This is a genomic window from Sphingobacterium sp. UME9, from assembly GCF_014170215.1.
In the GTDB taxonomy this organism is placed as follows: domain Bacteria; phylum Bacteroidota; class Bacteroidia; order Sphingobacteriales; family Sphingobacteriaceae; genus Sphingobacterium; species Sphingobacterium paramultivorum.
The window spans coordinates 997372-1022547 of the sequence record NZ_LZZP01000003.1 but is presented as its reverse complement, the minus strand read 5'-3'; the positions used below and the strand labels follow the sequence as shown (position 1 = coordinate 1022547).

At 39.2% G+C, this 25176-nt stretch carries 23 protein-coding genes and 1 tRNA gene; 11 read left to right on the top strand and 13 right to left on the bottom strand.

All coding sequences use genetic code 11. The annotated features are described in order from the left end of the window. Positions 1-15: 15 nt before the first annotated feature. Positions 16-573, bottom strand: coding sequence for an RNA polymerase sigma-70 factor (locus tag A9970_RS05865; RefSeq protein WP_159726644.1), 558 nt, complete (start codon positions 571-573; stop codon positions 16-18). 212 nt (positions 574-785) lie between these two features. Then, positions 786-1490 (bottom strand): TIGR00730 family Rossman fold protein, encoded by a 705-nt coding sequence (locus tag A9970_RS05860; protein ID WP_167512255.1) that lies wholly within the window; start codon positions 1488-1490, stop codon positions 786-788. A 115-nt stretch (positions 1491-1605) separates the two neighbouring features. Here A9970_RS05860 and recR point away from each other — a divergent pair, with 115 nt between their 5' ends. Then, positions 1606-2220: a recombination mediator RecR gene (recR, locus tag A9970_RS05855; protein ID WP_088161620.1), complete on the top strand. Its 615-nt coding sequence runs from the start codon at positions 1606-1608 to the stop codon at positions 2218-2220. On the opposite strand, the gene A9970_RS05850 is transcribed toward recR, so the two are convergent. The 3 genes from A9970_RS05850 to A9970_RS05840 are packed head-to-tail and all read right to left on the bottom strand — an operon-like array spanning position 2217 to position 4380. Then, positions 2217-3392: an oxygenase MpaB family protein gene (locus A9970_RS05850; protein WP_182981636.1), complete on the bottom strand. Its 1176-nt coding sequence runs from the start codon at positions 3390-3392 to the stop codon at positions 2217-2219. The genes recR and A9970_RS05850 overlap by 4 nt on opposite strands. A gap of 5 nt (positions 3393-3397) precedes the next feature. Next, positions 3398-3751 carry a hypothetical protein gene (locus A9970_RS05845; RefSeq protein ID WP_182981635.1) on the bottom strand — a complete coding sequence of 118 codons (354 nt, stop codon included), beginning with the start codon at positions 3749-3751 and terminating at the stop codon, positions 3398-3400. 14 nt (positions 3752-3765) lie between these two features. Further along, positions 3766-4380: a hypothetical protein gene (locus tag A9970_RS05840; RefSeq protein WP_182981634.1), complete on the bottom strand. Its 615-nt coding sequence runs from the start codon at positions 4378-4380 to the stop codon at positions 3766-3768. Positions 4381-4770: 390 nt separating this feature from the next. On the opposite strand from A9970_RS05840, the gene A9970_RS05835 reads away from it, so the two are divergent. Continuing rightward, positions 4771-5622, top strand: a complete 852-nt coding sequence (locus tag A9970_RS05835) for a helix-turn-helix transcriptional regulator (RefSeq protein ID WP_182981633.1) — start codon at positions 4771-4773, stop codon at positions 5620-5622. Positions 5623-5698: 76 nt separating this feature from the next. Continuing rightward, entirely contained in the window at positions 5699-6952 is a 1254-nt protein-coding gene (locus A9970_RS05830; protein ID WP_182981632.1) for an amidohydrolase, read from the top strand. Between the two features lie 82 nt (positions 6953-7034). Here the strand turns inward: A9970_RS05830 and A9970_RS05825 are convergent, their stop codons facing one another. Next, positions 7035-7622, bottom strand: a complete 588-nt coding sequence (locus A9970_RS05825) for a hypothetical protein (protein WP_182981631.1) — start codon at positions 7620-7622, stop codon at positions 7035-7037. Between the two features lie 547 nt (positions 7623-8169). Here A9970_RS05825 and A9970_RS05820 point away from each other — a divergent pair. The 3 genes from A9970_RS05820 to A9970_RS05810 all read left to right on the top strand — a co-directional run bounded on the left by A9970_RS05820 (position 8170) and on the right by A9970_RS05810 (position 11253). Next, a tRNA-OTHER gene (locus A9970_RS05820) sits at positions 8170-8231 on the top strand. A 402-nt stretch (positions 8232-8633) separates the two neighbouring features. Continuing rightward, positions 8634-9728 (top strand): slipin family protein, encoded by a 1095-nt coding sequence (locus A9970_RS05815; RefSeq protein ID WP_182981630.1) that lies wholly within the window; start codon positions 8634-8636, stop codon positions 9726-9728. A 103-nt stretch (positions 9729-9831) separates the two neighbouring features. Then, the gene (locus A9970_RS05810; RefSeq protein WP_159726655.1) at positions 9832-11253 is read left to right on the top strand and encodes an RtcB family protein; all 1422 of its coding nucleotides are present in this window, start codon (positions 9832-9834) and stop codon (positions 11251-11253) included. An 81-nt stretch (positions 11254-11334) separates the two neighbouring features. Here A9970_RS05810 and A9970_RS05805 read toward each other — a convergent pair whose 3' ends face one another. The 4 genes from A9970_RS05805 to A9970_RS05790 form a co-directional block, all read right to left on the bottom strand. Further along, entirely contained in the window at positions 11335-12630 is a 1296-nt protein-coding gene (locus A9970_RS05805) for a chloride channel protein (RefSeq protein ID WP_153847348.1), read from the bottom strand. Between the two features lie 94 nt (positions 12631-12724). Continuing rightward, positions 12725-13183 (bottom strand): GyrI-like domain-containing protein, encoded by a 459-nt coding sequence (locus tag A9970_RS05800; protein ID WP_153847347.1) that lies wholly within the window; start codon positions 13181-13183, stop codon positions 12725-12727. A 61-nt stretch (positions 13184-13244) separates the two neighbouring features. Continuing rightward, on the bottom strand, positions 13245-14102 hold the full coding sequence (locus A9970_RS05795) for a DUF6265 family protein (protein WP_182981629.1): 858 nt from the start codon (positions 14100-14102) through the stop codon (positions 13245-13247). Positions 14103-14137: 35 nt separating this feature from the next. Beyond that, on the bottom strand, positions 14138-14695 hold the full coding sequence (locus A9970_RS05790; protein ID WP_182981628.1) for a DUF4256 domain-containing protein: 558 nt from the start codon (positions 14693-14695) through the stop codon (positions 14138-14140). 133 nt (positions 14696-14828) lie between these two features. Here A9970_RS05790 and A9970_RS05785 point away from each other — a divergent pair, with 133 nt between their 5' ends. Next, positions 14829-15698 carry a DUF808 domain-containing protein gene (locus tag A9970_RS05785; RefSeq protein ID WP_153847344.1) on the top strand — a complete coding sequence of 290 codons (870 nt, stop codon included), beginning with the start codon at positions 14829-14831 and terminating at the stop codon, positions 15696-15698. 83 nt (positions 15699-15781) lie between these two features. Here A9970_RS05785 and A9970_RS05780 read toward each other — a convergent pair whose 3' ends face one another. The 3 genes from A9970_RS05780 to acnA form a co-directional block, all read right to left on the bottom strand. After that, positions 15782-17167, bottom strand: coding sequence for a WG repeat-containing protein (locus tag A9970_RS05780; protein WP_182981627.1), 1386 nt, complete (start codon positions 17165-17167; stop codon positions 15782-15784). Between the two features lie 138 nt (positions 17168-17305). Continuing rightward, on the bottom strand, positions 17306-17890 hold the full coding sequence (locus A9970_RS05775) for a pentapeptide repeat-containing protein (RefSeq protein WP_182981626.1): 585 nt from the start codon (positions 17888-17890) through the stop codon (positions 17306-17308). 278 nt (positions 17891-18168) lie between these two features. Then, positions 18169-20937 carry an aconitate hydratase AcnA gene (acnA, locus tag A9970_RS05770; protein WP_259655334.1) on the bottom strand — a complete coding sequence of 923 codons (2769 nt, stop codon included), beginning with the start codon at positions 20935-20937 and terminating at the stop codon, positions 18169-18171. A 225-nt stretch (positions 20938-21162) separates the two neighbouring features. Between acnA and A9970_RS05765 the strand changes: the two genes are divergently transcribed. The 4 genes from A9970_RS05765 to A9970_RS05750 all read left to right on the top strand — a co-directional run bounded on the left by A9970_RS05765 (position 21163) and on the right by A9970_RS05750 (position 25128). Then, the gene (locus tag A9970_RS05765) at positions 21163-21693 is read left to right on the top strand and encodes a TlpA disulfide reductase family protein (RefSeq protein WP_182981624.1); all 531 of its coding nucleotides are present in this window, start codon (positions 21163-21165) and stop codon (positions 21691-21693) included. Positions 21694-21806: 113 nt separating this feature from the next. Then, complete coding sequence (gene metA, locus A9970_RS05760; protein ID WP_153847339.1) at positions 21807-22748, top strand: homoserine O-succinyltransferase; 942 nt, start codon at positions 21807-21809, stop codon at positions 22746-22748. A gap of 61 nt (positions 22749-22809) precedes the next feature. Then, positions 22810-23013, top strand: coding sequence for a hypothetical protein (locus tag A9970_RS05755; protein WP_088161603.1), 204 nt, complete (start codon positions 22810-22812; stop codon positions 23011-23013). Positions 23014-23124: 111 nt separating this feature from the next. Then, a complete protein-coding gene (locus tag A9970_RS05750; protein ID WP_182981623.1) occupies positions 23125-25128 on the top strand; it encodes a M13 family metallopeptidase in 2004 nt (667 codons plus the stop codon). The last annotated feature ends 48 nt before the right edge of the window (positions 25129-25176 follow it).

Here is a 25176-nt window from a genome sequence, read left to right as displayed (position 1 = left end):
AGAAGAGAAAAAAAATTACAAAGTAATCAGAAAGCGCTGAATACCAGCGCGTATTTTTTTTAAAGCACGGCTTAATTGGGTTTCGACAGTTTTCACAGAGATGTTCATACTTTCAGCGATCTGTTTATAGGAGAGTCCTTCTTCGCGGGATAATTTGAAAACAAGCTGGCATTTTTCAGGCAGTTCCGAAACAAGCTGATCTAGCCGAACACGAAGCTCTTCAAACTGAAGCCAATTTTCCGTCGAGTTATCAAAATCTACCCATTCCGTATCATGCTTAAAAGCTTCCTGCTTGTATTGTTGTGCCAGATATTTAAATACTTTGTATTTAACGGCCACGGCGAGATAGGAGGCGAGATTGCTTTCAATTTGGAGTTGATGGCGTCTCAGCCAAAGCGAAGTAAAGATATTTTGTACGATTTCCTGCGCATCTTCCAGTGAATTTGTTTTGCGGGCCGCCTGGTAATAAAGCTTTTTCCAATAGCGATCATACAAAGCTTCGAAAGCTAAGCTATCGTCTTGTTGAATCAACACGATCAACTCTTCATCTGAATGGCCTCCAAAATCTTTCATGCAAGACAATAATTTGTTTTTCTATGGTTATACGACGTGAAATGCTAATTGCGCTATAAATGTAGGGACTAAATTATGAATAATGCAACTTTAATATATAAAAGCTGGCTTTAAGTAGCTAAACGCGTATTTTACAAAGGATAGCAGCTTCGAATAGACAAAAAAAAGGAGTATCTGAATCAACAGATACTCCTTTTTTGAAGTGGTGCTTCTTAGAAGTTTGGTTTCAACAAGTATTTATCGTAGAATCGGAAAATATGATCAGCTGCTTCCTCGGCTGTATCCACAATTCGAAACAGTTTTAAATCCTCTTCACTGATATATTTGTTTGAAATCATTGTATTTTGAACCCAGTCCATTAATCCTTTCCAATATTCAGAGCCGACCAATACGATTGGAAAACGTGCAATTTTACCGGTTTGAATCAGTGTGATTGCTTCAAAAAGTTCGTCCATGGTTCCGAAACCTCCAGGCATAACAATATACCCTTGAGAATACTTCATAAACATGACCTTTCTGACGAAGAAGTACTTAAATTCAAGCAATTTGTCGCGGTCAATATATTTGTTGTGAAATTGCTCGAATGGTAATTCAATGTTTAGACCAACAGACTTACCTCCAGATTCGTAGGCACCCTTATTGGCTGCCTCCATAATACCTGGTCCACCACCGGAGATGATACCATAACCGCGTTCCGTCAATAAGCTAGCAATATCTACCGCCATTTGATAATATTTGTGTTCGCGTGGGGTACGTGCTGATCCAAATATTGAAACACAGGGGCCAATTTTTGCCAATTTCTCAAATCCATCCACAAACTCTGACATCACTTTAAAAATCTGCCATGAGTCTTTTACCTTAATTTCCTGCCATGTTTTGTTTTCAAATGCGCGGATAATTTTATCTTCTTTTGTAATGTCCATATATAACGTTATACATTTAATTTCTAAAACCTAATTTTTCAAAAAGGAATACAATATAGCTATTTTTTTAATACTAGCTACTTTTTCTGATTATTCTTACATTTGCATTATGAATTTTTCTTCTAAACTTCTCGAGAACGCGGTTGCTGAATTTGGGAAATTACCTGGCGTGGGACAAAAGACGGCATTAAGACTGGTTTTGCATCTGTTGAAGCAATCCGACGCAGATGTAGCGCGTTTTACGGCCTCTATTGATCGCTTGAAAGAAGATATTCAATATTGCCAAGAATGTTTCAATATTTCTGACCACAGTATATGTGAGATATGCGCCTCATTCAAACGCGATAAAAGTTTGATCTGTGTTGTAGAAGACACGCGAGACGTGATGGCCATCGAAAATACAAATTCCTATCAAGGTGTATATCATGTATTGGGAGGATTAATTTCGCCTATGGATGGTATTGGCCCTGCTGATCTAAAAATCGAAGGATTAATTAATCGAATCCAAAGAGGTGAAGTAGAAGAAGTTATTTTGGCCCTTTCAGCAACAATGGAAGGGGATACCACCATTTTTTATTTATACCGTAAATTGCGTGAATTTGATGTGAAAATTACAACTATTGCCCGCGGTATAGCCTTTGGTGGCGAGTTGGAATATGTCGATGAGCTGACCCTGGGACGCTCCATTGCAACACGGGTGCCTTACGAGCGCAACGTTGGTTAATTGTATTTCAGATAGATTTGTTTCACGCCTTCGTGTACTTTTCTTCCTTTGTCAATTTGTTGTTGTCGCCATAAGCTGTCGGTAACCATACGATTTGCTTTTTTATTTTTTAAGATATTCACATAAGCAATTTTACCGAGTACCGTCTTCTTTAAACCCAATAGTGAACACGAATAGTCTCCCAATAGATAATGATTGTAGTAGAGATGAATTTCGCGCATGAGCTTTCGTCCCCATTTGTTTGTGGGGTAGGCTGCTTTAATGGGTTCTTCCATGAGCGCTTTTGCTAAAGCTAAACTATCCTGATCTCCTGATTGTTGTGTCATGGTCCAATAATACAAAGCTTCAATAGCTTGCTCCTCTGTGTCGGGGAGAAGTTGCATTGGAATACCCAGCAATGTTCCGATAAATTTCCAGACATGGAATAAACCTTCACCCTCGTTTTTCAATACATTGAATTTCATGCGTTTTAGTCCTGTTAGGTAAACAAGAGAAAATCCGAGATTGGTTGCAAGCATATCCCACGTATTTAATGGAATACCCCATTTTTCTGTTTGCCACTGACCGTGCTTTAGGATGTTTAATCGCGCATACGAATGGATACATCGGGTGAGTAGAATGGCCTCTATGCCGATATTACCCTTTTTCAGTGCATCATCGCCTGTGATATCAACCCAAAAGGTTACCGTTTCGGTGAGCCGTTTGACAGCGCCTTTTTTTAGTGCCCCCGTAAAGATTAAGGGTTTATTGATCGCGCTGGATTCATAGCCCCCCATGAGGACATAATCCCGTAACACAATAAGTCCTGATAAACCAGAACGTTGACTGAGGCCAATGCCTTGTTCTATTTTATTCCAATCTAACCAAGAAGGGCTGAGATCTAATGTATTTAAAAAATTCAGCAACACATGTTCGTATGCTGCATCAATAGGCTTGCCTGCAAGTGCATCTTTAAGCAGTTGTTGACCTTGATGGAAACCAATTTTTAGGTGTAGCTGCTCGACAAGTTGGTCGCAGCTATTGTCAAATTGATAGAGTAAAGGAGTAAATTGATCGGCAGCAGCCATGGAAAGTTTCGTTGGCAATTTGCGAAGCAATTCGACACCAAGACCCTTCGACCAATAAAAAGAAAATGAACTTGTATTAACTTGATAACGTTCGGGTACTCGCATATCTTTTATTGAATTGTCCAAACAGTATAACTTCCAGTTAGTGTGATACTATCATGTGATTTATTAAACTTAAAGTCTATATAATCCATTTGACACGATGAGAGATCACTGCAGCAAAATTGACGATCAATTTTAAAATGAAGTCTAAATGAACCTTCGGTACTATTTGTATAAAAAGTCAATCCACTTATGCTAAAGTCACTTAAATGCGGTGCGCCATCTTTATCTTCCAATTGCTCGATAACGTAATCATTGATTTCTTGCTGATGTTTGTCGATGAATGGTATAAGATCTTGATTGCTGAATGGTATGATTAAATCGTCTTTTTTTAGTTGGATTCTGATGTTAATTTCTGTCATCTTATTATGCTGTACTAATAAAGATCTCTCCAGTTTGGAATATATAAACTGAAAATTGCTTCTGTTTCTTTTCGCGTCTTATGAGCAAATTTACAGAAAGCCTTTAGAATAATTAGATTGATGTGTTCTTTTTCGAAATCAATGAGTCGATTTGAGAAATGAAATCCACCTTCAACGATTCTAAAATCGTTTTTGGATAATTTATGGATGGTTACTGTAGCTACATCATATATATCCAACTGTTCTTCCCAATAAGCAATCTGCTTGATTATTTCATGGTAGAGTAATTCCTGACTCCATTTGCGCAGTAATTTCAATGTATTTGTGCTCTTCTTTTGATATACACATATACTCGTAGCTGTCAGTTCAACGGTTGCTAGCGTTGTGGAAGGATAGATCTTGACCAAATAAGGTTTTCCAAATAGGGAGTAGGGGGCTTCTAGATAGGAATAGGATATACCTTCCGATTTACTTTCTGGAGGGTTTAACTTGATGTACTCTTTAAGGAAAGCAACATCGCAATGTGCTGGAGCATGTACACGATAGGGGGATGAACTACCCGAAATTTGGATATAATCTTTATTCCAGGGAACTATTTCATAAAATATACGACCGATTTCGATTTGCATTTCTCAATTTTAAATTAGATATGGGGCGTCGGCATTCAATATCGCTTGATACCCTAGCAACTGCGTTAAAGTAACATTTTTTTATATTAAACAATAGTTATAATCGTAACAATTTTCTTTTATACAGGGAGTCCAAACAATAAGAGTTTCGTTTGAACAAATTATGGACTACGAGTAATCAACTTCGGACTGTAAGTAGTATGTCTGTACGATGTAGACATAGTAAATACACTTAGAAAAGGTGGACTCAACGTGGACTTACTGTGGACTCACTGTGCTTACAGGACGAAGTTGGTCATAAGTTAGTCGTAATTTTTAGCATTGTTACCAGCTCTCACTAGCTTTTGTTTTTTGTTTTAATATTTAGATACTATCTTTGGAATACTGTTTATGTATCAACCCAACGACCATTTTCCAATATTAGACCTGCAGAAATTTCAGGAAGGGATTATCGCTGACCGCGATTTACTTTTTCATGAACTCATTGGCCCTAGAGAAATTAGTGAACCGCACAAACACGATTTTTTTATCCTTTTATTATTCCAGGAGTCTGTAGGTACACATACAATAGATTTTGACCGTTTTGTACTAGGCTCAAATCAGCTACATCTGGTTTTTCCGGGACAGGTACATCAGTGGCAGATGGCTGATCCTACCTATGCACTGCAGCTCATGATCAGCAGACATTGGTTCGAAAGTTTATTACCTGCGTTGCGATTTCCTATTTCTTATTATCTTAAGCATTTGGTCATTGATCTTTCAACGACCAATTTTCAGTCGTTATTGACAGAATTCAAGGCAATTGCAAATGATTTACAGGATAGTGAGATCCTATGGGAATTGATTTACGCGCGGGTCAAAGTAATTACGCTTCTGATCAGCAAGATCGTTCAGGATAATTATGATGATTATGAACAATATCAGGCTAATCCAATTATGGCAAAATTTGTGCAGCTTATCGATGAATGGTATAAAAGTGAAAAATCAGTCGCTTTTTATGCCGAGAAGCTAAATATTTCGGCAAATTATCTGAATGTGTTAAGTAATCGGGTTTTACAGAAATCAGCTTCATTTTTGATTCAGGAACGTGTGTTACTGGAAGCAAAGCGGTTGCTTAAAATTTCGGATAAAACGATCAAGGCTATTGTCTTTGACTTAGGGTTTTACGATAATGCAAGCTTCAGCAAGTTTTTTAAAAGCCATACGAATATGACGCCAAGTCAGTTTAAAGCGCAGCCATAATATCTACACAAGCTGTAATAATTCGTACAACGATCATTGTCTCAAATCACTTAGCTTTGGTAAAAATGATATAGGTATGAATGAGATCAATCAGAATCAAGAGACATATTTGTTGAAGAATGTATTGCTAGAAACAGGCTTTCTTTATGAGCATGAGGAAATTGTTGCTACAAAAACAGCATTGTTTGACATTCAAATTGAAGCTAATAAAATAAAAAGTATTGAGCCTGCACAATCGGTAGCGAATGGAAAAGCTTTTGATGTGAAAGGTAAATTGGCATTGCCGCCATTCCGTGACATGCACATTCATTTGGATAAAACCTTATATGGTCTGCCCTGGAAGGCGGTATTTCCAAAAAATAGGACTGTAAAAGATATGATTGCCAAGGAACAGTTGATTATCCCCGAGTTGTTGAAAACCTCTGTTGAACGAGCCGAAAAATTAATCGCGCTTTTACAGGGCTACGGAACAAATTTTGCACGCACGCATTTTAATGTAGATCCAACATCGGGAACAAAGTCATTGGAGCATTTGTTACAGGCGCTGGAACATTTAAAATATTCATTTGCTGCAGAACTGGTTGCATTCCCTCAGCACGGTCTATTCTACACAGCATCAGCGAAGCTGATGGAGGAAGTCGCTAAATGGGAGCAGGTAGATTTTATTGGTGGTTTGGATCCCTTTAGTATTGACGGCAGTATTGAGAAACCGATGGACTTGACAGTTCAACTTGCATTGGATAATAACAAAGGAATCGATATCCACTTGCATGAGGGTGGGGAATCAGGTGTTAAGACCATACATTATTTGATTGATAAAGCATTGGAAAATCCGGCATTGCAGGGACGTACATTTATCAGTCATGCTTTCGCCTTAGGTTACATGCCGAAAAAGGACTTAGCACATACGGCCGAACGAATGGCAGAAGCGAAAGTTGGTATATGCAGTTCGGTTCCTTTTCGCAATATGTTGATGCCATTTCGGGAACTGAAAAAAGCGGGAGTGGAAGTTTTTGTAGGAAATGACAATGTTCAGGACCATTGGGGTACTTTCGGTAGCGGTAATATGCTTCAAAAAGCCAATCTAGCTGCGGAATTATATGGTTATGAAACTGAATTCGAGTTATCCCGTTGCCTTCGTTATGCGACCAATGGCAAAATTCCGCTTGATGATCAAGGGAATTCCGTATGGCCGAAAGTTGGAGATGATGCTAGCCTCCTTTTTGTCGATGCGAGTTGTTCTGCTGAAGCAGTTTCTCGCATCTCAACCGTCTATGGGCTTATCCATCAGGGAAATGTGGTCAAATGGAACAATAGTTCCCAAGCTTAATTGAAAGTAGCAAATAATCATAAATTGAGAATGCCAATTTATCGTCTAGAAAATTGGCATTTTCAATGCTGGGGGATAACGTTTAGTGTAGGAAAGTCGTCTTGCAGTAATCTATTTTATAAGAACCTTGCTCATTGACCAATTGAACTTCATTTTTGGTTCGGATGTCATTACCGTAATCAATAAATACGATAAATTTGCTTTCAGTTACTTTGTCGACTTTGACATCCTTGATATCCAATGCGTCGTCATTACCTCTTCCAAATAACCAGGTTTCCGCTGTATATAAGGGGTAGATTTTTCCCCATTTGGCCTTGTAAGCTGCCGCAGCTTTGGGTAGTTCTTCATCTGTGAGGTTGGAGGGCCCGTAAATTTCATTCGCATCTTTTAAAAAGGCTTGGAATCGCTTGGTACATAATGCGTCCTCTTTATCCAGATAGTAACAATATTTTCCAGATGCGGAACCTGTACATTGAAAAATTCCTTTCAACCAAGCTTCTGCTTGCTGATGCTCACCCACTGCCGTGTCTTGCTCCGCTGTCCTTGTGCTGTCTTTGAATGGTATTTGCTTTGCAGGATGATTTGCAGTAGCGCTTTTATGGTCTTGCGCTGAATTTGTACAGCTTGCTAACATGCAAAACAGCCCTATTGTTGCATATAAACTTTTCATTTTTTGATATCGTCTTAATATTGGAATAAAATTAGGATATAAATTGGATAACATGATCACGGATTACCACTATATTCAACAGAATATTCATCAAAAAATCTAATTTTCCATTCTTTTTGAAATAATGCAGCGGGCCGTAAGTCTACCATGTCGATTTAAGACGCAATGAATTTGCGTAGTTCAGGACTTCTAATCTTTTTTTACACCAATTATTTATTTTTATTATCTGTATATCAGTGCTATATAATTTTATATGAGTTTTTCTTATTTCTTTTTATTGTTACGCAAATTCCCTGCGTATTAAGCCAATGATATTTGTAATGTCAACAATGACAAACGTTCTTTGGTGGAAATTATAGCGAAAAGCTTTAAGATATATACTTTATTATGAAGTATAAAAGAGCCTTTCTTCTTCAGATGGCATCCTGGTCACCTGTTTCTGTATAGCAGGTTAGTATTGTTCTCTATGAGTTTCAATATACTGATAAAACGAGAAGTTGAAAGGAAAGTGCTCGTGTTAGAGGTTCGAATCCTCTCCTGTAAAAAAGGTAGCTCAAGGGTAGAGCAAAGCAGTTAGTTGTGGGTCGTAGGTTCGATTCCTACTCCTGAGCAATCAGGATAGTTCAGTCTGGTTAGAATAACAACACAATCGTGTGGGTTCGAATCCCACTTCCATTTTCGGATGGAATAGCATAAGGGTATTGCATCGAACTGTCCATTCGGACATTCAAAGTTAAGACTTTCTTCAAAAAGGTCATTTGGTAGAAGCTTGCTATCTTTTATCCTGCTTATACGCTGTTTTCATGCGGTTGAGCAATTGATTGATGGCCTGAGATTCCTAAGTGAGGTATCTGCGTTTATAATAAAACGTCATGACAATAAGATGGGGTATTTGTTCATCGACTTTTGATTTTAAAAAAGGGTACCAGGACTTTCGAATCCCGCTTGAGGTCAAGGGATAAAAAATAGCAGGTTTATAATAGAAATGAGGAAAATTTAAAAGAATATACAATGAAAAGAGTACAGCTAACTACAGACGAAATCGGATTGGTTGTTAAGAACAATGCGGTGATCCGTGTTTTGAAATCCGGTAACTACTGGTTGGGATTTGGTGAAAAACTGGAGAAGTACACGATTACTCATCCATTTCCTTCCGGTCGCAATGTCGATGTACTGTTGCAGTTGACAGGTTTTCGCGAATTGGTCGATATCGTTGAAGTGGGCGATACGGAGATCTGTCTTGTTTTTTTGAATGGTAATTTTGAAAAGACGTTAGCGTCTGGCAGGCATGTTTTTTGGAAGGAATTGCGCGAACGCAGATTTCAATTGGAAGACATTACGGAGATTGAGATCCCTGCATCTGTTAATCGTCAATTGCTGGAGAAGCAGAGCTTAGGCTATTATGTACGTCAATATAAGATTGAACCAAATGAGAAAGCGCTGCTTTTTGTAGACGGTGTGTTTGTGGATATTTTGAAGTCGGGAACGTATTGTTGGTGGAAGAATGCAAAAACCATAGCGATTTTAAAAGCTGATATGAGGGTCTTGACATTGGAAGTGGTAGGACAGGAGATCTTGTCCAAAGATAAGGCACAGATCAGAATCAATTTCACGCTGCAATATCAGATTGTGGATATTGTCAAAGCGCTATTGGATAATAAAGAATATGAAAAGCAATTGTATTCGTTGATGCAGTTGACCTTACGGTCCTATATTGGCCAGATGACTTTAGACGAGTTGATGGAGCGAAAGACTGAAATACAGGGTTATGTCTTAGAAAACACATTGCCACAAGTCGCGGGCTTGGGTATAACACTGTTGACCTGTGGCGTTAAAGATGTTATTTTACCAGGAGATGTGCGGGACATCATGAACCAGGTGTTGATTGCGGAGAAGAGGGCGCAGGCAAATAGCATTATGCGTCGTGAAGAGACTGCTTCAACACGGAGTTTGTTGAATACTGCGAAGCTGATGGAAGAAAACAGTATGTTGTTTAAATTGAAGGAAATGGAATATGTCGAAAAGATTGCTGAAAAGATCAATACGATTTCGGTTTCCGGAAATGGACAGATTGTTGATCAGCTCAAGCAATTGTTTGTGAAATAAAAGAGTAAAATGTTGAAAGAGGTGCAGGTAGCAACGTAAAGAGATGTTGTTACCTGCTTTGGAGAAGTTGTATGGCTGCTCCATCAAAAAAGAAAGTAAAAAAATGGAAAATAAAAGAATAAATGGCAATGATTTAATTGCATTAGGATATAAAGAGAATCATACTTTGGGTGTTGCATTGAAAATCAACAGTAAAAGACACGGTTTTACGCGGGTAGAAATGCTCGAAAAGTTCAAGTCTGTCCTGGAAGATCCGACCGGGTATTCAGAAGATGCTGTTTTCGGAATTTTGGCCCATGCCATACTTGGACAAGAGGCTGTTGATAAGTCGTTAATTGCATTGAACGAGACTCCGGCGGAATATACGATCTATGGCGCATCTGAAATCGAAACCGGGGCAAAGGTACAGATGAATATCGCTATGAAATTGCCTGTTTCAGTTGCCGGAGCGCTGATGCCGGATGCGCATCAAGGGTATGGATTACCAATCGGAGGTGTACTAGCGACCAATAATGCCGTGATTCCTTACGGTGTTGGTGTCGATATTGGCTGTCGTATGGCTTTGTCAATCTTCGATCTACCAGCGTCAATTCTCGAACATAATTTGACGGCTTTGAAGGAAGTTATTATGCGCAATAGTAAGTTTGGAGCTGGTAATGGATATTTGAGACATGAACGTGTAGATCATGAGGTGCTAGATAACAAATTGTTTAGGGAGAACAGTTTGCTTTCTTCATTGAAAGATAAAGCCTGGACACAATTGGGATCTTCAGGCGGTGGAAATCACTTCGTGGAGTTTGGTATCGTCGAATTTGAAGAAAGAGATGAGGTTTTGAACATTGATAGCGGAGCCTATTTAGGCTTACTGACACATTCAGGTTCAAGAGGAATGGGCGCTACTATTGCGGCACATTATACTAAGTTGGCTAAATCCTTATGTAAGTTGCCTTACCAAGCGGAAAATCTGGCCTATTTGGACCTGGACAGCCATGAAGGGCAAGAGTATTGGTTGGCGATGAATCTCGCCGGTGATTACGCGTCAGCCTGCCATGAAGTGATTCATGAAAAAATTAAGTCGGCTTTAGGGGCAGAATTACTTGCAAAAGTTGAAAACCACCACAATTTTGCATGGAAGGAAACCTGGAATGGTCGGGAGGTAATTGTCCATCGAAAAGGGGCTACGCCAGCTGCAAAAGGGGTAATGGGGATTATTCCAGGCTCCATGGCTACACCAGGTTTTTTGGTGCGCGGAAAAGGCGAGTTGAGTGCTATTCAATCGGCATCTCATGGGGCAGGGCGATTGATGAGCCGTACACAAGCGATTAAAACCCTATCTTCTCATGAGCTTAAAGAGATTCTTACAGATAAAGGAATTACGTTAATTGGTGCAGGGATGGATGAAGCGCCAATGGCCTATAAAGATATCCATACTGTAATGGCATCGCAAAAGGACCTCATTGATGTTGTGGCCAAGTTCCTTCCAAAGATTGTCCGTATGGCTGATGATGGGAGTAGGGAAGATTAAATCATGAAAAAAGCTCCTTAAATGTATTTAAGGAGCTTTTTTATTATAATTTGATCATGTTTTGTTGATCAATAAGTGAGATTAAAATGGTTTGGCTGTTGCTACTTCCTTATAGGTGTATACGTTATAGGGATATAGTTTTTTAGCTAGCGCTTTCGCAATAAAACTGCTAATAAGTAGCGGTGCCAGAAGCAAATAGCCACCCGGAACAAGACTTGCGATAATAAAGATTGCTGTAAAAGGGGCATGTATTGCTGCCGAAAGCATTGCCGCTGCACCAAAAAGAGCAAAATTTATAACCACCAATTGTGTGCCTAGGTAATGATTGCAAAGTTGGGCAAACAAAACGCCTAATAATGCCCCTGTTACAATGCTGGGTGCAAATACACCGCCATCACCACCTGCACCTAAGGTCAAAGAGGCTACAAAAGGTTTTAAGAGAACAAGCAGGATCAGCGGAAGAAAGTAAGCTAAATTTATGGAATCATGGAGGCTACTTTTTAGAATCTCCCCAAGGCCATGATAGCTATCGCCATAAAGTGCCGGCAAGAAAAAGATAAACGTCCCAACGGTAATTGCGCCCAAGTTGACACGGATAAAATTACTTTTTATGCCTGCAAAATAGGACTTTGCATAAATAACAATTTTAGTAAAATATAACGCTAAAATCCCTCCAATCAGTCCTAAAATAGCGACAAAAGGGATCGCCTGCCATCGCCATGCTTTTACCTCAAATGTAAATAAAGGACTTGCGTCAAGGTAATAAACAAATACGGACGCCACAGCCATTGAAGTTAGTCCACTAATGAGCAAGGTCTTATTATATCTCCGTGCAATTACCTCAAAAGCAAAAAGAAAACCACCCAATGCGCTTCCAAACAACAGTGTGACTCCAGCAATTACGCCTGCGCAGATCAACTCGGTTTTGTAGGCCCAAGCCGGATGTAATCTCTTATACGCTTGGTTGCCTACTGTAGCTGTGGCAACAACTGTGGAGACTTCAACACCGGTTGAACCACCGAAAATTACAGTTAGAAAACCATTGATATAATGTGATGGAATCTTAAAAAAAGGCAAATGGTCTTTTCGTGTTTCCAATGTTGTATAGATTTCTTTGATTCCTTTGTTTTTTCTGTTTTGAAAAGCGTATTTCCGTAAGAAATAAATAGCTGTAATACCTATGCTGGGTAGAATAATAAACAGTTTAGGATTCCAGGAAGATACTCTTTCAAACAATTCTTCCTGTACATAACCTGTGCTGTGCTTGAGGCTGTATGCCAATAAGCAACAAATGATACTAACGAGAGCTGAACTTCCAATTAATTTTAAATAGCTATATCGAACAACTTTTTTTCTGTATGTCGTATTGCCTTGCATAATATTTTTCTTTAAATCGGCACAAAGGTAAGGGTTATTTAGTTTAAAATAAATGATAAATACCTTAAGACATACTTTTTGTTACGGTATACCGCTAATGGATACCTATATATATATCCACCTTTGCATCTTGTGGATTTTGGGCTTTTTCGCCATATATTTCGAAGTCTGCGGCATACGTTCTTGGTAAATCCGAACTCCATATCTTTTGCCAAGTTTCATAAACGATCCCATCTTCTAAACTTCCTTCTGCAGTAAAGTGTTGGTAATGATTTTCAGCGATATGAATACCGTCCAAGTCTTCGGGCACTTCTTCAAGATTGCTCACTTTACAGCCCAAGAAAGTGGTATAAGGTAAGGTGTGATCCTTTTCATATTCGGTATAGATACAGTAGAGTTCGCTGGATATCTTGTTGGGAATACGGCTTAATACATCTTCTTTAAAAAAGCGGCTCCAAAGTTCCGGAATGTCCTTAGCTGCCTGACCATCTTGGTTGCTCGTACGGATGGCAAGGCCAATTATACTGAATGAAGGGATTGTTTTATTTTTCATGACTTTTAGTTTTTCCCAGAGTTAGATCGACAAATGACAGCTGTATGTCACGAACAAACAGCTAATGTTGTTTTTTCCAGATTTTATCTACTTGAGACAGGTATTCTGCCAAAGCAGCTGAACCATACCAAGGGTAAAATGAAGCTTCTAAGAGACCATTCTTTATCGCCGGATCGTTTTCTAAAATACGCTTTGCCGCATCAATAGAAGCCATGTTATTTAAGATAAAAAGGCCCCGGAAGTTATTGTCATTTTTTCCAAATGGACCAGCAACAATCAGTTGCCCATTTTTTACGAGAAGATTGATATTTTCCATGTGACCTTTGAAACATTCATTAATAAATTGCTTGTCTGTTGTTTTATTCTTGCCAGTTTTCAGGAGGACAAAGATGTAGGATTTCATTCCATAATCATCGGCCCCTAATTTTTTTGCGAGTTCCTGATCGTAATTTGGGTTCGCTAGGGTCGTTGTGGGTACGATTTTAGTCACATAAAAAGATGTGACTTTTCCCGATTTTCCTTCCACTGATATATGAAGTCGGTTTGTAGCGACGGGTGTATATCGAATGTAATTAGGGAAATCATGGGCTTCATTAACAAAAGAATAGGTACTATCCTGATAATTTAGCTCAAAATTGACTTCTTTCCCATTGTTTTGTCCGATGACCAGTGCTGTATATATGATTTTATCCTTTATTTTGGTCAATTTTAGGTATTCACTGACTATCTTTTGGCCATTTTTCAACGCATAGGAAAGGCCTTTTAATTCATGATCGTTTATACGATCCCATTGTTCGTATTCCTCTTTATTGTCAACCTTCCACGTTCCTTCTAAGAAAGAAGGAAAAGAGACTTGTGAAAAAAGTGGTTGAGCAGCTCCCAAGCAAAAGAGCAGGGTGGCGATTAAAATTGTTTTCATATAGGTTTTATATTTTGACGGTTAAGTGCTTTTATTTAAAGAAAAAGTATGGTACGAAAGCCCCGTGCCGCATAATAGGAGATCGCGCCATTATGATAGGTGAAAACTTGGTTGTAACGTCTGTCACCGAATAAGGCGCCACCAAGCTTACGAATAGCCTCCGGAGTTTGTATCCAGCTGGAAGTTTTTAAATCAAATTCACCTAACATTTGGAGTTGGCGATATTGTTGTTCAGAAAGCAGCTCGGTTCCCATTTTTTTAGCTTCTTCGACAGCACTTCCAATAGGTTTGTTTTCCTTTCTGTCATCTAAGGCTTTTTGGTCAAAACAGAGGCTTCTCCTTCCTTTGGGACTTTCTTCTGTACAATCCACAAAAGCATACTGCTTTTTGTTTGGATCAATAATAACAAGGTCGGGCTCGCCAGCGCTCTTTTCCATTTGGAACAAGCTCCATAATTTTTGGGGGCTTTCAAGCAATTTATGCACTACTTCGTCCCAGCTGATCTGTGGGTGTCGTTTGGGGAATTTCTGAAACCTTTCTTTTAGCGTTTCGAGTAGCATTGACTGTTCCTCTTGTGTAAGCAAATTTTTCATAATGGTTGTCCTTGTGGTATTAAAATTACGTATTTAATTCAAATGTAATGTAGCTTGATATTGCAAATGGATTAAATTCCTTATTTCAAAATTGAATTAAATTTATATTTTTACGTTCAATTTTTATATAAATATGGCTTCAGGAATATTTGCAATTCTAGATGATATTGCAGCATTGATGGATGATGTGGCAGTAGCGAGTAAAATCGCAACAAAAAAAACTGCTGGAATCTTAGGTGACGATTTAGCGGTTAATGCCGAGAAAGCGACTGGCTTTTTAGCTTCACGCGAGCTCCCAGTTTTATGGGCAATTACGAAGGGCTCTCTGCTCAATAAGTTGATAATTGTACCAATAGCATTATTACTAAATGTCTTTTTTCCAATTGCCATCAAATATATTCTAATTTTGGGAGGTTTCTATCTTGCTTTTGAAGGTGTTGAGAAGATTATTGAATACCTGTTCCATCGCAAACATCCTACGGAGGAAACAAAAGTGGAGACTGTCGTTGCTGAAAACTCAGTTGCTGCTGAAAAAGCGAAGGTAAAATCGGCTATTACGACAGACTTTATTCTTTCTGTGGAAATCGTCATTATTGCTTTGGGAACGGTTTTGGGAAAAAGCTTGTCCTTACAAATTATTACGGTTTCGGTTGTTGCTTTTCTGGCCACAGTTGGAGTCTATGGTATTGTAGCACTTATCGTTCGTATGGACGATGCCGGTTATAAATTGATTAAAACCTCACGTGAAAAAGGTCCTATTGCGAGCCTAGGTCGGTTTTTAGTCCGTGCGCTACCCTTTGTTATCAAATTATTGGCTGTTGTAGGTACATTTGCTTTAATTCTGGTTTCAGGCGGAATATTTGCGCATTATATTGATTTCTTACACCATGCGCTACCAGCTCTGCCAGGAATGATAAAAGAGCTGTTATTTGGCCTAGGGGGAGGTCTTATCGTGGTGGTTTTATTTACGATCGGTAAAGGGCTGTTTAAAAAGAAAAAATAAACTCCTATTGATCTTTGATGATCGGCAACCCTATAAAAAAAAAAGCAGCAGATATATCTGCTGCTTTTTTTTTTATAGGGTTCTTAAATTGTGTCTGTTGCCTCTGCCGCGGCATCCATTTCTACACGTTCACCTTTTGTATTAATCAAAATTACATCGTCCGAATCCGCTAATGAGACAGAAGCCACGCCATCACTGAAAGAGGTGGCCCCGCTGTATATAAATGGTATGGCCACTTTTCCCTGGCCATCTAAATAACCATACTTTCCATCTTTACTAGCAAGGAAAAGATTAGGTTCTTCTGTAACTGAAATCAAATCGTAGTCGGGAGCAATGATTTTATTGGTCTTTATTTCAGTAAGATTATACGTATCGTTTTCGATGCTGATGAAATGCGTTGAATTATTTTCAGAAATATAGCTATACGTCGCCGGGACAATTATTTTGCCCGCCTGATTCAATATACCATATTTATTTTTCTGTTGAAATACGGCATAACCACCGTTAATAAACGATATCATATCATAATTTGCGGAAATTAAAATTTTGCCGGATTTATCCATGACCCCATATTTTTCGTTTAGTCCAAAAACCAGTTGCCCAAGGTGATCATCGTAACCTAAATAATCGTATTGGAAGGGGATGATTGGTTTACCGGTCAAATTAATGGCACCATATTTTTCATTTTTATATTGAACTATACTAAGATCGCCAACAAATGGTGCGATGTATAGGTATTGTGCTGGTACAATTGTTTTTTCTTCGCCGTCTTGTACCCCTATGAGATTAGTTGCAGCATCTTCAAATAAATACAGATTTTCAGCAATCTGGTTGCTCTCTTCCGAATCTTCCTCGTCGTCATAAATGGATGCTACTTGCTCATAATCCTCAGGTACGATAAAGTCTTTGTCATCCAGTTGGCTATCGGCGATGTTCTGGGCAATCATATCCATTCCAAGAGGTGTTGTTAGCTGTAGCACAGCCCCGGGGATTTTTTTGAACAGATCAAATCCCTCCCAATAGGTGGCTGGCAATTTATCGCTATACCAGATCGATAAGGTGTTGTTTTCCTCGTTATCTTCTGAAATAGGAATTTCGATCTGAGCTAGTTTGCAGGGATAACCGGCAATCATTTTCGTTTGGTTTGGGACAAATTTGATCGCATGTGGGCTGAGCTCATTTTCTTTAACGACGTATTTTGCCAGTCCTGGGTACAATATAATTGATTGTTCTTCATTTTTTTTAATGAGAAAGATTGACTCTTCGCCGTCTCCGGAAGCCGATATAACTTTTATTTTATCATTGTTAACATACGCTTCGTAAACAGAAACTGGAACTGCTTGTGCTTCTTCGCTAGGATCGACAGCATACGTAATGGCATAGTTGATCTTGAATGCTTTATTGATCTGGGCAAACGACATTGTGCTGGCCGCTAAGATAGCTGCGAATGATAGGGATATTTTTTTCATCTTCTTAAACTTTGAATGACAAATATCCTGATTCAAAGTGAGGTGTTTTATCCCTGAAATCCGTTATTTAACGATAAATCAACATGTTTCAATTGAATACGTTGATTTTGGGAGTTAGTTGAACGGCCTTTCCCATATTTAATCAATAACCAGTTGATATTTAAGTAGTAGACCAGGCAGTTGTTCCGGACCAAATTTACTTTTTTTCATACGATTGACCTCTGGATCTAGCTGGATATTGATCGAAGACCGAAAGTCACAGCCCTCGAGATTGCATTGTACAAATCGGGCATTTAACAAATTCGTTTTTTTAAACAGCACCTGTTGAAGGTTGGCCCGTTCAAAATCCACATGTTGCAAAGAGCATTGTTCAAACTGGAACTTCTTTATATTTCTTTCAAAAAAAGAGGAGTAATCCAGAACCGAGTTGCTGAAATTGGCATGAAAGGAAAATGAACTACATTCATTAAAGTGTATGCCTAGCATTTTGCAGTCATTAAAAACAACATGATCTAATTGTGTGCCCTTTAGACTGACATTGGAAAGATTACACGATTTAAATTCACAATTTGTGAATAGGAGATCTACGAGTTCTGCGTTCTGGAAATCACATTGCTCAAAGGTGCATTTGTAGAATTCCTGAACTTGCTTTAGTTCAGCTGTAAATGTTTGTTTAGTGATTGTTTGTTCGACAAGTTCTTCCATTCTGTATCGTGTTGGCATTGATTTTAGCGAAAATAAGCAATTCTCCCGAATGATTTGACTTTAAAATAAAGTCAAAGGCGCTGTTTCCGCTTGCGAACAAAATACCTGATTTCAGGGATAAAAAGGGGGATTTTTTATAGCTATTTTTGGTGTAGCCATAAAACATAATTCTTGGGGTGCTGGGGGGAAGACTGACGTATTGTAGAACTCTGGTAGGTTTTAATATAGTTTGTTAAAGGGCACTGATCAGTGCCCTTTACTATTTTAGGTATTCCGATCCGCTAATTTGCACAATGTTAGTTGTTCTTTAAATACTGACGCAGCACATATTGTAGAATACCGTCATTCTTAAAATACTCTATTTCAATGGCTGAATCAAGTCTTGCTTTCACCTGAAATGTGGTTGTTTTTCCATTTTCATGAACAGCATTTACCGTGAGGAGTTTATGGGGTGTTAAATCGGTCTCAAGTCCCGTGATGTTATAGACTTCTGTTCCATCTAGTCCTAATTTCTCTGCGTTTTCGTCATTGATAAATACAAGAGGTGCTACGCCCATGCCGACAAGATTACTTCGGTGGATACGCTCGAAACTTTCAGCAATAACCGCCCGTACGCCAAGGAGGAATGTCCCTTTCGCTGCCCAGTCTCTCGAGGAACCCGAACCATACTCTTTTCCTGCTAGGACAATGAGCGCTGTGTTGTTTTTGCGATATTCCATTGCGGTTTCAAAAACAGTCTTCACCTCATTGGTGGGGAAATACCGGCTAAAACCACCCTCACGATCGGTAATTTTATTTTTAATACGCACATTGGCAAATGTTCCGCGCATCATGACTTCGTGGTTTCCACGTCTAGATCCATAAGAGTTGAAATCTTCTTTACTTACCTGATGTGATCTGAGGTATTGTCCAGCTGCAGTTTCTTCTTTGAATGACCCTGCGGGTGAGATATGATCCGTTGTCACCGAATCACCGAGATAAAGTAATACCCTTGCATTCTGAATATCCTGTATTGGATTAGGAACGGCTTGTAAATTCTCAAAAAATGGCGATTCTTTTATGTAGGTGGACGTGTTGTCCCACTGGTAATTTTGATCAAGATTCACTTCAAGTTCTTGCCAGTCTGTCGACCCGTCGAAGATGACATCATAAACTTCTTGGAAATCCGATTGTTTGACGCAGGCATTGACGGTTTCGATAATATCCTCGCGGCTTGGCCAAATATCTTTCAGATATACGGGCTGACCGTTAGGGTCGTAATCCAATGGTTCCTCCAAGAGATTAATATCCACTCTTCCGACCAGTGCATAGGCAACAACAAGCATCGGCGACATTAAGAAGTTCATTTTTACCTGTGGATGCACACGGGCCTCAAAATTTCGGTTACCGGATAATACCGAGGCAACAATCAGTTCACCTTTTTCTACCGCCTCTGCTATTTGTGGTGGAAGAGGACCGGAGTTTCCAATACAGGAGGTACAACCGTAACCCACGGTGTGAAAACGCAGGGCATCAAGATCAGCACTAAGTCCTGATCTTTCAAGGTATTGTGTAACGACTTTTGAGCCAGGGGCTAAAGAGGTCTTTACCCAGGATTTGGTGCGAAGTCCGCGCTCGATGGCGTTACGGGCCAATAATCCTGCACCGATCATGACAGTAGGGTTCGAGGTATTGGTACAGCTTGTTATAGCTGCAATCGCAATACTGCCATCACTGACAATATACTCCTTATGATTGTGTTTGATGCGAACGGCATGAATAGACTCTTGAATAACTTCATGCGGTGAATCATGTTCGACGGGTACCTTACCAAAGGTAAACTCTGTGCCAGAGCCGCCGTCAGCAAGCCAGGCAGATTCCGATCGTTGCAAAACAGGGACATATTGTCGATGGTGTTCGCTGTCTAAGAGTTGTGAAAATGTGGTTTTTAAATCCTTCACTAGAATTTTATCCTGAGGCCTTTTGGGGCCAGATACAGTTGGCTCCAGGCTCGATAAATTGAATTCAACAACCGACGAATATTGAATTTCTTCCTTGCCTGTGCGCCAGAGTAAGTTGCTTTTACAATAATCTTCAACAATTTTAATCTGCTCTGCACTTCGATTGGTGCTATGCATGTATTCAAGGGTTCGGTCATCAATCGGAAAATAGGTAACCGTACAGCCAAATTCGGGGGACATATTGGAGATTGTGGCACGATCTGTCACCGAAAGGCTGTCCAATCCATCGCCAAATACTTCAACAAATTTACCCACAACACCTTTATCGCGAAGTATTTTCGTTATCGAAAGGACCATGTCTGTCGCGGTGCATGTCGCTGGTATTTTGCCCATAAGTTTAAGGCCGATAACTTCAGGACAAGTGAAAAAAATAGGTTGTCCAAGCATGGCTGCTTCAGCCTCAATGCCACCAACTCCCCAACCTAGTACACCAATACCATTGACCATTGGTGTATGTGAATCCGTCCCTACTAAGGTATCCGGAAAAAGCCAATTGTCGCGTTCAATTACTCCTTTGGCAAGATATTCCAAATTGACCTGATGGCAGATACCCATACCCGGAGGAACAACGGTAAAATTTTTCAATCCTTTCTGTGCCCATTTAAGGAGTTCATAACGCTCGCGGTTGCGTTCATATTCCAACTCGACATTCTTGTCATACGAGTAGTCTGTGCCAAAGTAATCGACCTGAACGGAATGATCAATAACTAGATCCACAGGGATAGCGGGATTTATTTTTTGTCCATCCTTGCCATGACGGATAAATTCGGCACGTAGGGAAGCCATATCGACTACAGCAGGTACTCCGGTAAAATCCTGCATTAAAATTCTGGCCGGTTTGAAGGGTATATCTTTGTCAACAGGCTGTGGAGTCCAATGAATCAGGGTATTGACATGCTCGTCCGTGATACTGAATCCATCATGGTTACGCAATACATTTTCCAGTAGTATCCGGATGCTAAATGGCAGGTGCGTGATATTACCTTCAGGAAGATCTTTAATAGAACTATACTGGTAAACTTTTCCGTTAATTTCAATTTCTCGTATTGATTTCTCTTTGCTCATATTCATTTACTTATTTTCATATTATATAATATACATATCCCTAAATTTGTTTGTAATATCTTTTACACATATCTTTTCGCTTTTGTATTCCAAAACGGAACTCAAGTCCATATCGGCGTTAAAAAAGGTCTTAAAAAATACGATAAAAAAAAGATTGCTTTTTCAGATTTAGAGGCAATCAAATTAGGATGCAAACGTTATGTTAATGCTTAGAAACAGTGTTGTATGAGAAAAAGAGTAAATTATACTGTCCTTTTCTTGGTTAGTTTGTTGTTTTGCAGCCCATTTCCGGGTAAAGCAAATACGCTTTCTGTTGCCGAAGGGGAGGACAATGGCTGGACCGAAGGATATGATCTTAGTTTTAGGGACAGTAAAAACAATGTGTTGACCCTAAATCAACTCAAGGGGAAAGTTGTGGTTATTAATTTATGGGCGACATGGTGTCCACCTTGTCTTGCTGAGATGCCTTCATTGGATCAACTCTATAAGGACTTTAAGGGCAACGACACTATTATTATTATGTCTGTCGATATTGATGGAAATCTTAGCGCTTCGAGAAAATTTATGGCGAAAAGGAAATATAGTCTACCTGTCTATCAGTTAAATTCGGCGTTGCCGAATGGATTGAGTACCACAAGCATACCCACAACAATTATTTTGGACAAGGCTGGTAAGCTGGTCATTAAGCATGTAGGTGGAATGAATTTTGGCTCGCAGAAATTCAGAAAATCCCTATTGGATTTAAGTAAGGAATAGATTTTGGTGTTGGAGATTATAACAATATAATGGAAGATAATTTATGTTTCATTTAGCATTTATGGCATTTTCTTGCTAATTTTGCATGCTAATTGTATAAGGAGAAATTATCTATGCCGGTCAAACTTCCTAATAACCTTCCTGCCATTGAGCTGTTGAAAAAGGAGAATATATTTGTCATGAGTGATTTAAGAGCAAATGAGCAGGACATTAGACCGCTTCGCGTTTTAGTGCTGAACTTAATGCCCCTTAAAATTACGACAGAGACAGATTTTATTCGTTTGCTGTCAAATAATCCTTTGCAGGTAGAAATGGAATTTTTGCGACTTGAAACGCATGTTTCAAAGAACACTCCCGAAGAGCATTTGGAAATGTTTTATAAGAGCCTCACTGAGGTTAAGGAGAATTTCTACGACGGGATGATTATTACTGGAGCTCCAGTTGAAATGGTTGCTTTCGAAGAAGTGACCTACTGGGCAGAAATTCAGACCATCTTCGATTGGGCACGAACGCATGTAACATCAAGTTTGTATATCTGTTGGGCGTCTCAAGCTGCATTGTATCATTTCTATGGTGTAGAGAAGAAGCCATTAGCGGAAAAGCTTTTTGGTGTATTTAAGCATACTACGTTAAACAAAAGACATCCGCTATTCCGTGGATTTGATGATGAGTTCTTTATACCGCACAGTCGCCATACGACTATTGAGAGGGATGATCTCCTGGCAAAACAGGGTATAGAAATTCTTTCCGAATCGCCGGAAGCAGGTATTGCAATTGTTTCTTCACGAGGTGGACGAGAGTTTTATTTGACGGGACATTCAGAATATGCTCCTTTTACACTGGATGAAGAGTATAAAAGAGACTTAGAAAAAGGGCAGGAGATTGCTATGCCAGCAAATTATTATGTCGATGACAATCCCGAAAACCGTCCTCTAGTACGCTGGACAAGCCATGCAAACCTCCTTTTCAATAATTGGTTGAATTACTTCGTGTATCAAGAAACTCCTTTTGATCTAAAAGATGTGGTTTACTTAGGCGAAATCAAACAAGGATAATTTAATTCATTTCAAACAAAAACGGCTAAAAAAGCATTCTATTCATGTTAAGTGATTAAATATGAAAAAGACTGCTTTACTAGTTGGTTCTGTTCTTTCATTTTTTTTATTGAAAGCACAGGTTACGCTAGAAGAAAATCAAAAACTCAAAGAAGCGAATGGTACTTTATGGTATGCTAATCCGTGGATCTGGATCGCAGGTATTGCCTTGTTCTTACTGATTTTTATCCTTGTACTACGTAAATCAACCCGCAATAAAGCATAGACCTAGCTATGCTTCTTAATTTTGGTTGTCATTAGAACCATATTTGTTGCATCAACAATAGAAGAACTTTTCTTAAGTTTGTGTATAGCGATAAACAAACTAAATTTTTATATGAAGAAAAATCTACTTTTAGCTGCCTTGTTAGCCTGCGGCTCGTTAGCAGGTCATGCGCAAAACAATGCAATCAATGTGAGTTACATGGATAAGAGTGTTCGTCCTCAAGATGACTTTTATAATTTTGTGAACGGGCAATGGATGAAAACAGTTAAAATACCTTCCGATAAAGCACGGTGGGGTTCTTTCGACGAATTGCGTGAAAATACCGATATTGCTACTTTGAAGGTTTTGCAAGAATCATTATCTGGACAGTTCCAAAAGGGTACAGACAATCAGAAAATAGGTGATTTGTATAAATCATTTGTGGATATGAAAACACGTAATAAACTTGGTTTAGCGCCTGTTAAACCTTATCTCACTAAAATTGCTGCAATTAAGAATTTCGATGATTTATATAAATATCTTGTTGAGGTAGCACCCATTGGTGGAAATCCTTTTTTTAGTGGCTATGTATATGCGCATCTTAAGAATTCCGATGTCAATACGGTATACCTCGGCGGCGGAAGTCTAGGGTTGGGACGTTCTTATTATCAAGTAAAAGATAAGAAGAACGAAGAAACGTTAACTGACTATTCAAATTATATTTCTGCACTTTATGCTAAATCGGGCCAGGTTACGAAGGATTTAAAAGGTCCAAAAATTGTTGCCTTTGAAAAACAGATGGCGGCAAACCTTAAAACTGTTGAGCAATCACGTGATGCTAATGGTCGATATAATCCGATCGCTGTAGCTGATCTAAAAAAGATGGTGAAAAACATCGATATTGCAAAGTACCTAAAGGATGTCGGTTTTAAGGCTGATACTGTTATTGTGCCGGAAATAAAGTATTATGAAAATTTGGATCGAGTTTTCAGTCCTGAAAACCTACCTGCAATCAAGGAGATATTGACATTTCATATCTTAAATAATGCAGCGTCATATACCACACAAGAGTTGAATGATCTGTATTTTGATTTTTGGGGCCGTAAATTAAAAGGACAAAAGGAGCAGCGTGCATTAGATAAGCGCGGTGTGGAATTTGTCAATTCGATCGCAGGGGAGTTATTAGGGAAATTATATGTGAAAGAAAACTTCCCTCCGAAGGCCAAAGCTGAAGCTGAAGAGCTTGTAAGCTATCTTGTTAAAGCTTTCGGGCAGCATATCAAGGGATTAACTTGGATGTCGGATGAAACGAAAGTAAAGGCATTGGACAAACTGGCTAAGTTTAAAGTTAAAATTGGCTATCCGGATAAATGGAAAGATTATAGCAAACTTGATGTTGGTACATCGTTATATGAAAATGTATTGGCTTCGAGTAAATGGGCATTTTACCAAAATTTGGCGAAGCAAGATAAGCCAGTTGACAAATCTGAATGGGGGATGACTCCGCAGACTGTGAACGCTTATTATAGCCCATTGTTTAACGAGATCGTCTTTCCGGCAGCGATTCTTCAGCCGCCATTCTATGATTATAAGGCTGATGCTGCAGTTAATTTTGGTGGTATCGGTGCGGTAATTGGTCATGAACTTTCGCATGGATTTGACGACCAGGGCGCTAAATATGATGGAAATGGAAACCTGAACAACTGGTGGAGCGATAGTGATAAGGCGAAATTTGAAGCAGCGGCTGATGCTTTGGTACGTCAATTTGAATCTTATGAGCCTGTACCGGGCGTTTTTGTGAACGGTCGCTTTACATTAGGGGAGAATATTGGGGATTTAGGAGGCTCATCAGTTGCTTTTGATGCATTGCAACTTTATCTGAAAGATAAGGGAAATCCTGGATTAATAGATGGTTTTACGCAGGACCAGCGCTTTTTCCTTTCCTGGGCAACGATATGGAGAACGAAGACTACAGACGAGTTTGTGGTCAATCAAGTGAAAACTGATCCACATTCTCCGGCACAGTACCGCGCTTTTGCGCCGATCATTAACCTGGATGCTTTCCATAAAGCTTGGGATACAAAGAACGGCGACAAAATGTTTGTTCCGGTCGATAAACGTATCAAAATTTGGTAGGTTATCAATCATTTTACAAAAAGCGGGTGTATTTAAAATTAAATACAC

Coding starts and splice junctions, on each gene's coding strand:
- A9970_RS05750 (WP_182981623.1), top strand. CDS start 23,125: ATGAAGAAAAATCTACTTTTAGCTGCCTTGTTAGCCTGCGGCTCGTTA.
- A9970_RS05830 (WP_182981632.1), top strand. CDS start 5,699: ATGAATGAGATCAATCAGAATCAAGAGACATATTTGTTGAAGAATGTA.
- A9970_RS05815 (WP_182981630.1), top strand. CDS start 8,634: ATGAAAAGAGTACAGCTAACTACAGACGAAATCGGATTGGTTGTTAAG.
- metA (WP_153847339.1), top strand. CDS start 21,807: ATGCCGGTCAAACTTCCTAATAACCTTCCTGCCATTGAGCTGTTGAAA.
- acnA (WP_259655334.1), bottom strand. CDS start 20,937: ATGAGCAAAGAGAAATCAATACGAGAAATTGAAATTAACGGAAAAGTT.
- A9970_RS05850 (WP_182981636.1), bottom strand. CDS start 3,392: ATGCGAGTACCCGAACGTTATCAAGTTAATACAAGTTCATTTTCTTTT.
- A9970_RS05765 (WP_182981624.1), top strand. CDS start 21,163: ATGAGAAAAAGAGTAAATTATACTGTCCTTTTCTTGGTTAGTTTGTTG.
- A9970_RS05840 (WP_182981634.1), bottom strand. CDS start 4,380: ATGCAAATCGAAATCGGTCGTATATTTTATGAAATAGTTCCCTGGAAT.
- A9970_RS05785 (WP_153847344.1), top strand. CDS start 14,829: ATGGCTTCAGGAATATTTGCAATTCTAGATGATATTGCAGCATTGATG.
- A9970_RS05780 (WP_182981627.1), bottom strand. CDS start 17,167: ATGAAAAAAATATCCCTATCATTCGCAGCTATCTTAGCGGCCAGCACA.
- A9970_RS05800 (WP_153847347.1), bottom strand. CDS start 13,183: ATGAAAAATAAAACAATCCCTTCATTCAGTATAATTGGCCTTGCCATC.
- A9970_RS05775 (WP_182981626.1), bottom strand. CDS start 17,890: ATGCCAACACGATACAGAATGGAAGAACTTGTCGAACAAACAATCACT.
- A9970_RS05835 (WP_182981633.1), top strand. CDS start 4,771: ATGTATCAACCCAACGACCATTTTCCAATATTAGACCTGCAGAAATTT.
- recR (WP_088161620.1), top strand. CDS start 1,606: ATGAATTTTTCTTCTAAACTTCTCGAGAACGCGGTTGCTGAATTTGGG.
- A9970_RS05805 (WP_153847348.1), bottom strand. CDS start 12,630: ATGCAAGGCAATACGACATACAGAAAAAAAGTTGTTCGATATAGCTAT.
- A9970_RS05790 (WP_182981628.1), bottom strand. CDS start 14,695: ATGAAAAATTTGCTTACACAAGAGGAACAGTCAATGCTACTCGAAACG.
- A9970_RS05845 (WP_182981635.1), bottom strand. CDS start 3,751: ATGACAGAAATTAACATCAGAATCCAACTAAAAAAAGACGATTTAATC.
- A9970_RS05865 (WP_159726644.1), bottom strand. CDS start 573: ATGAAAGATTTTGGAGGCCATTCAGATGAAGAGTTGATCGTGTTGATT.
- A9970_RS05755 (WP_088161603.1), top strand. CDS start 22,810: ATGAAAAAGACTGCTTTACTAGTTGGTTCTGTTCTTTCATTTTTTTTA.
- A9970_RS05825 (WP_182981631.1), bottom strand. CDS start 7,622: ATGAAAAGTTTATATGCAACAATAGGGCTGTTTTGCATGTTAGCAAGC.
- A9970_RS05795 (WP_182981629.1), bottom strand. CDS start 14,102: ATGAAAACAATTTTAATCGCCACCCTGCTCTTTTGCTTGGGAGCTGCT.
- A9970_RS05810 (WP_159726655.1), top strand. CDS start 9,832: ATGGAAAATAAAAGAATAAATGGCAATGATTTAATTGCATTAGGATAT.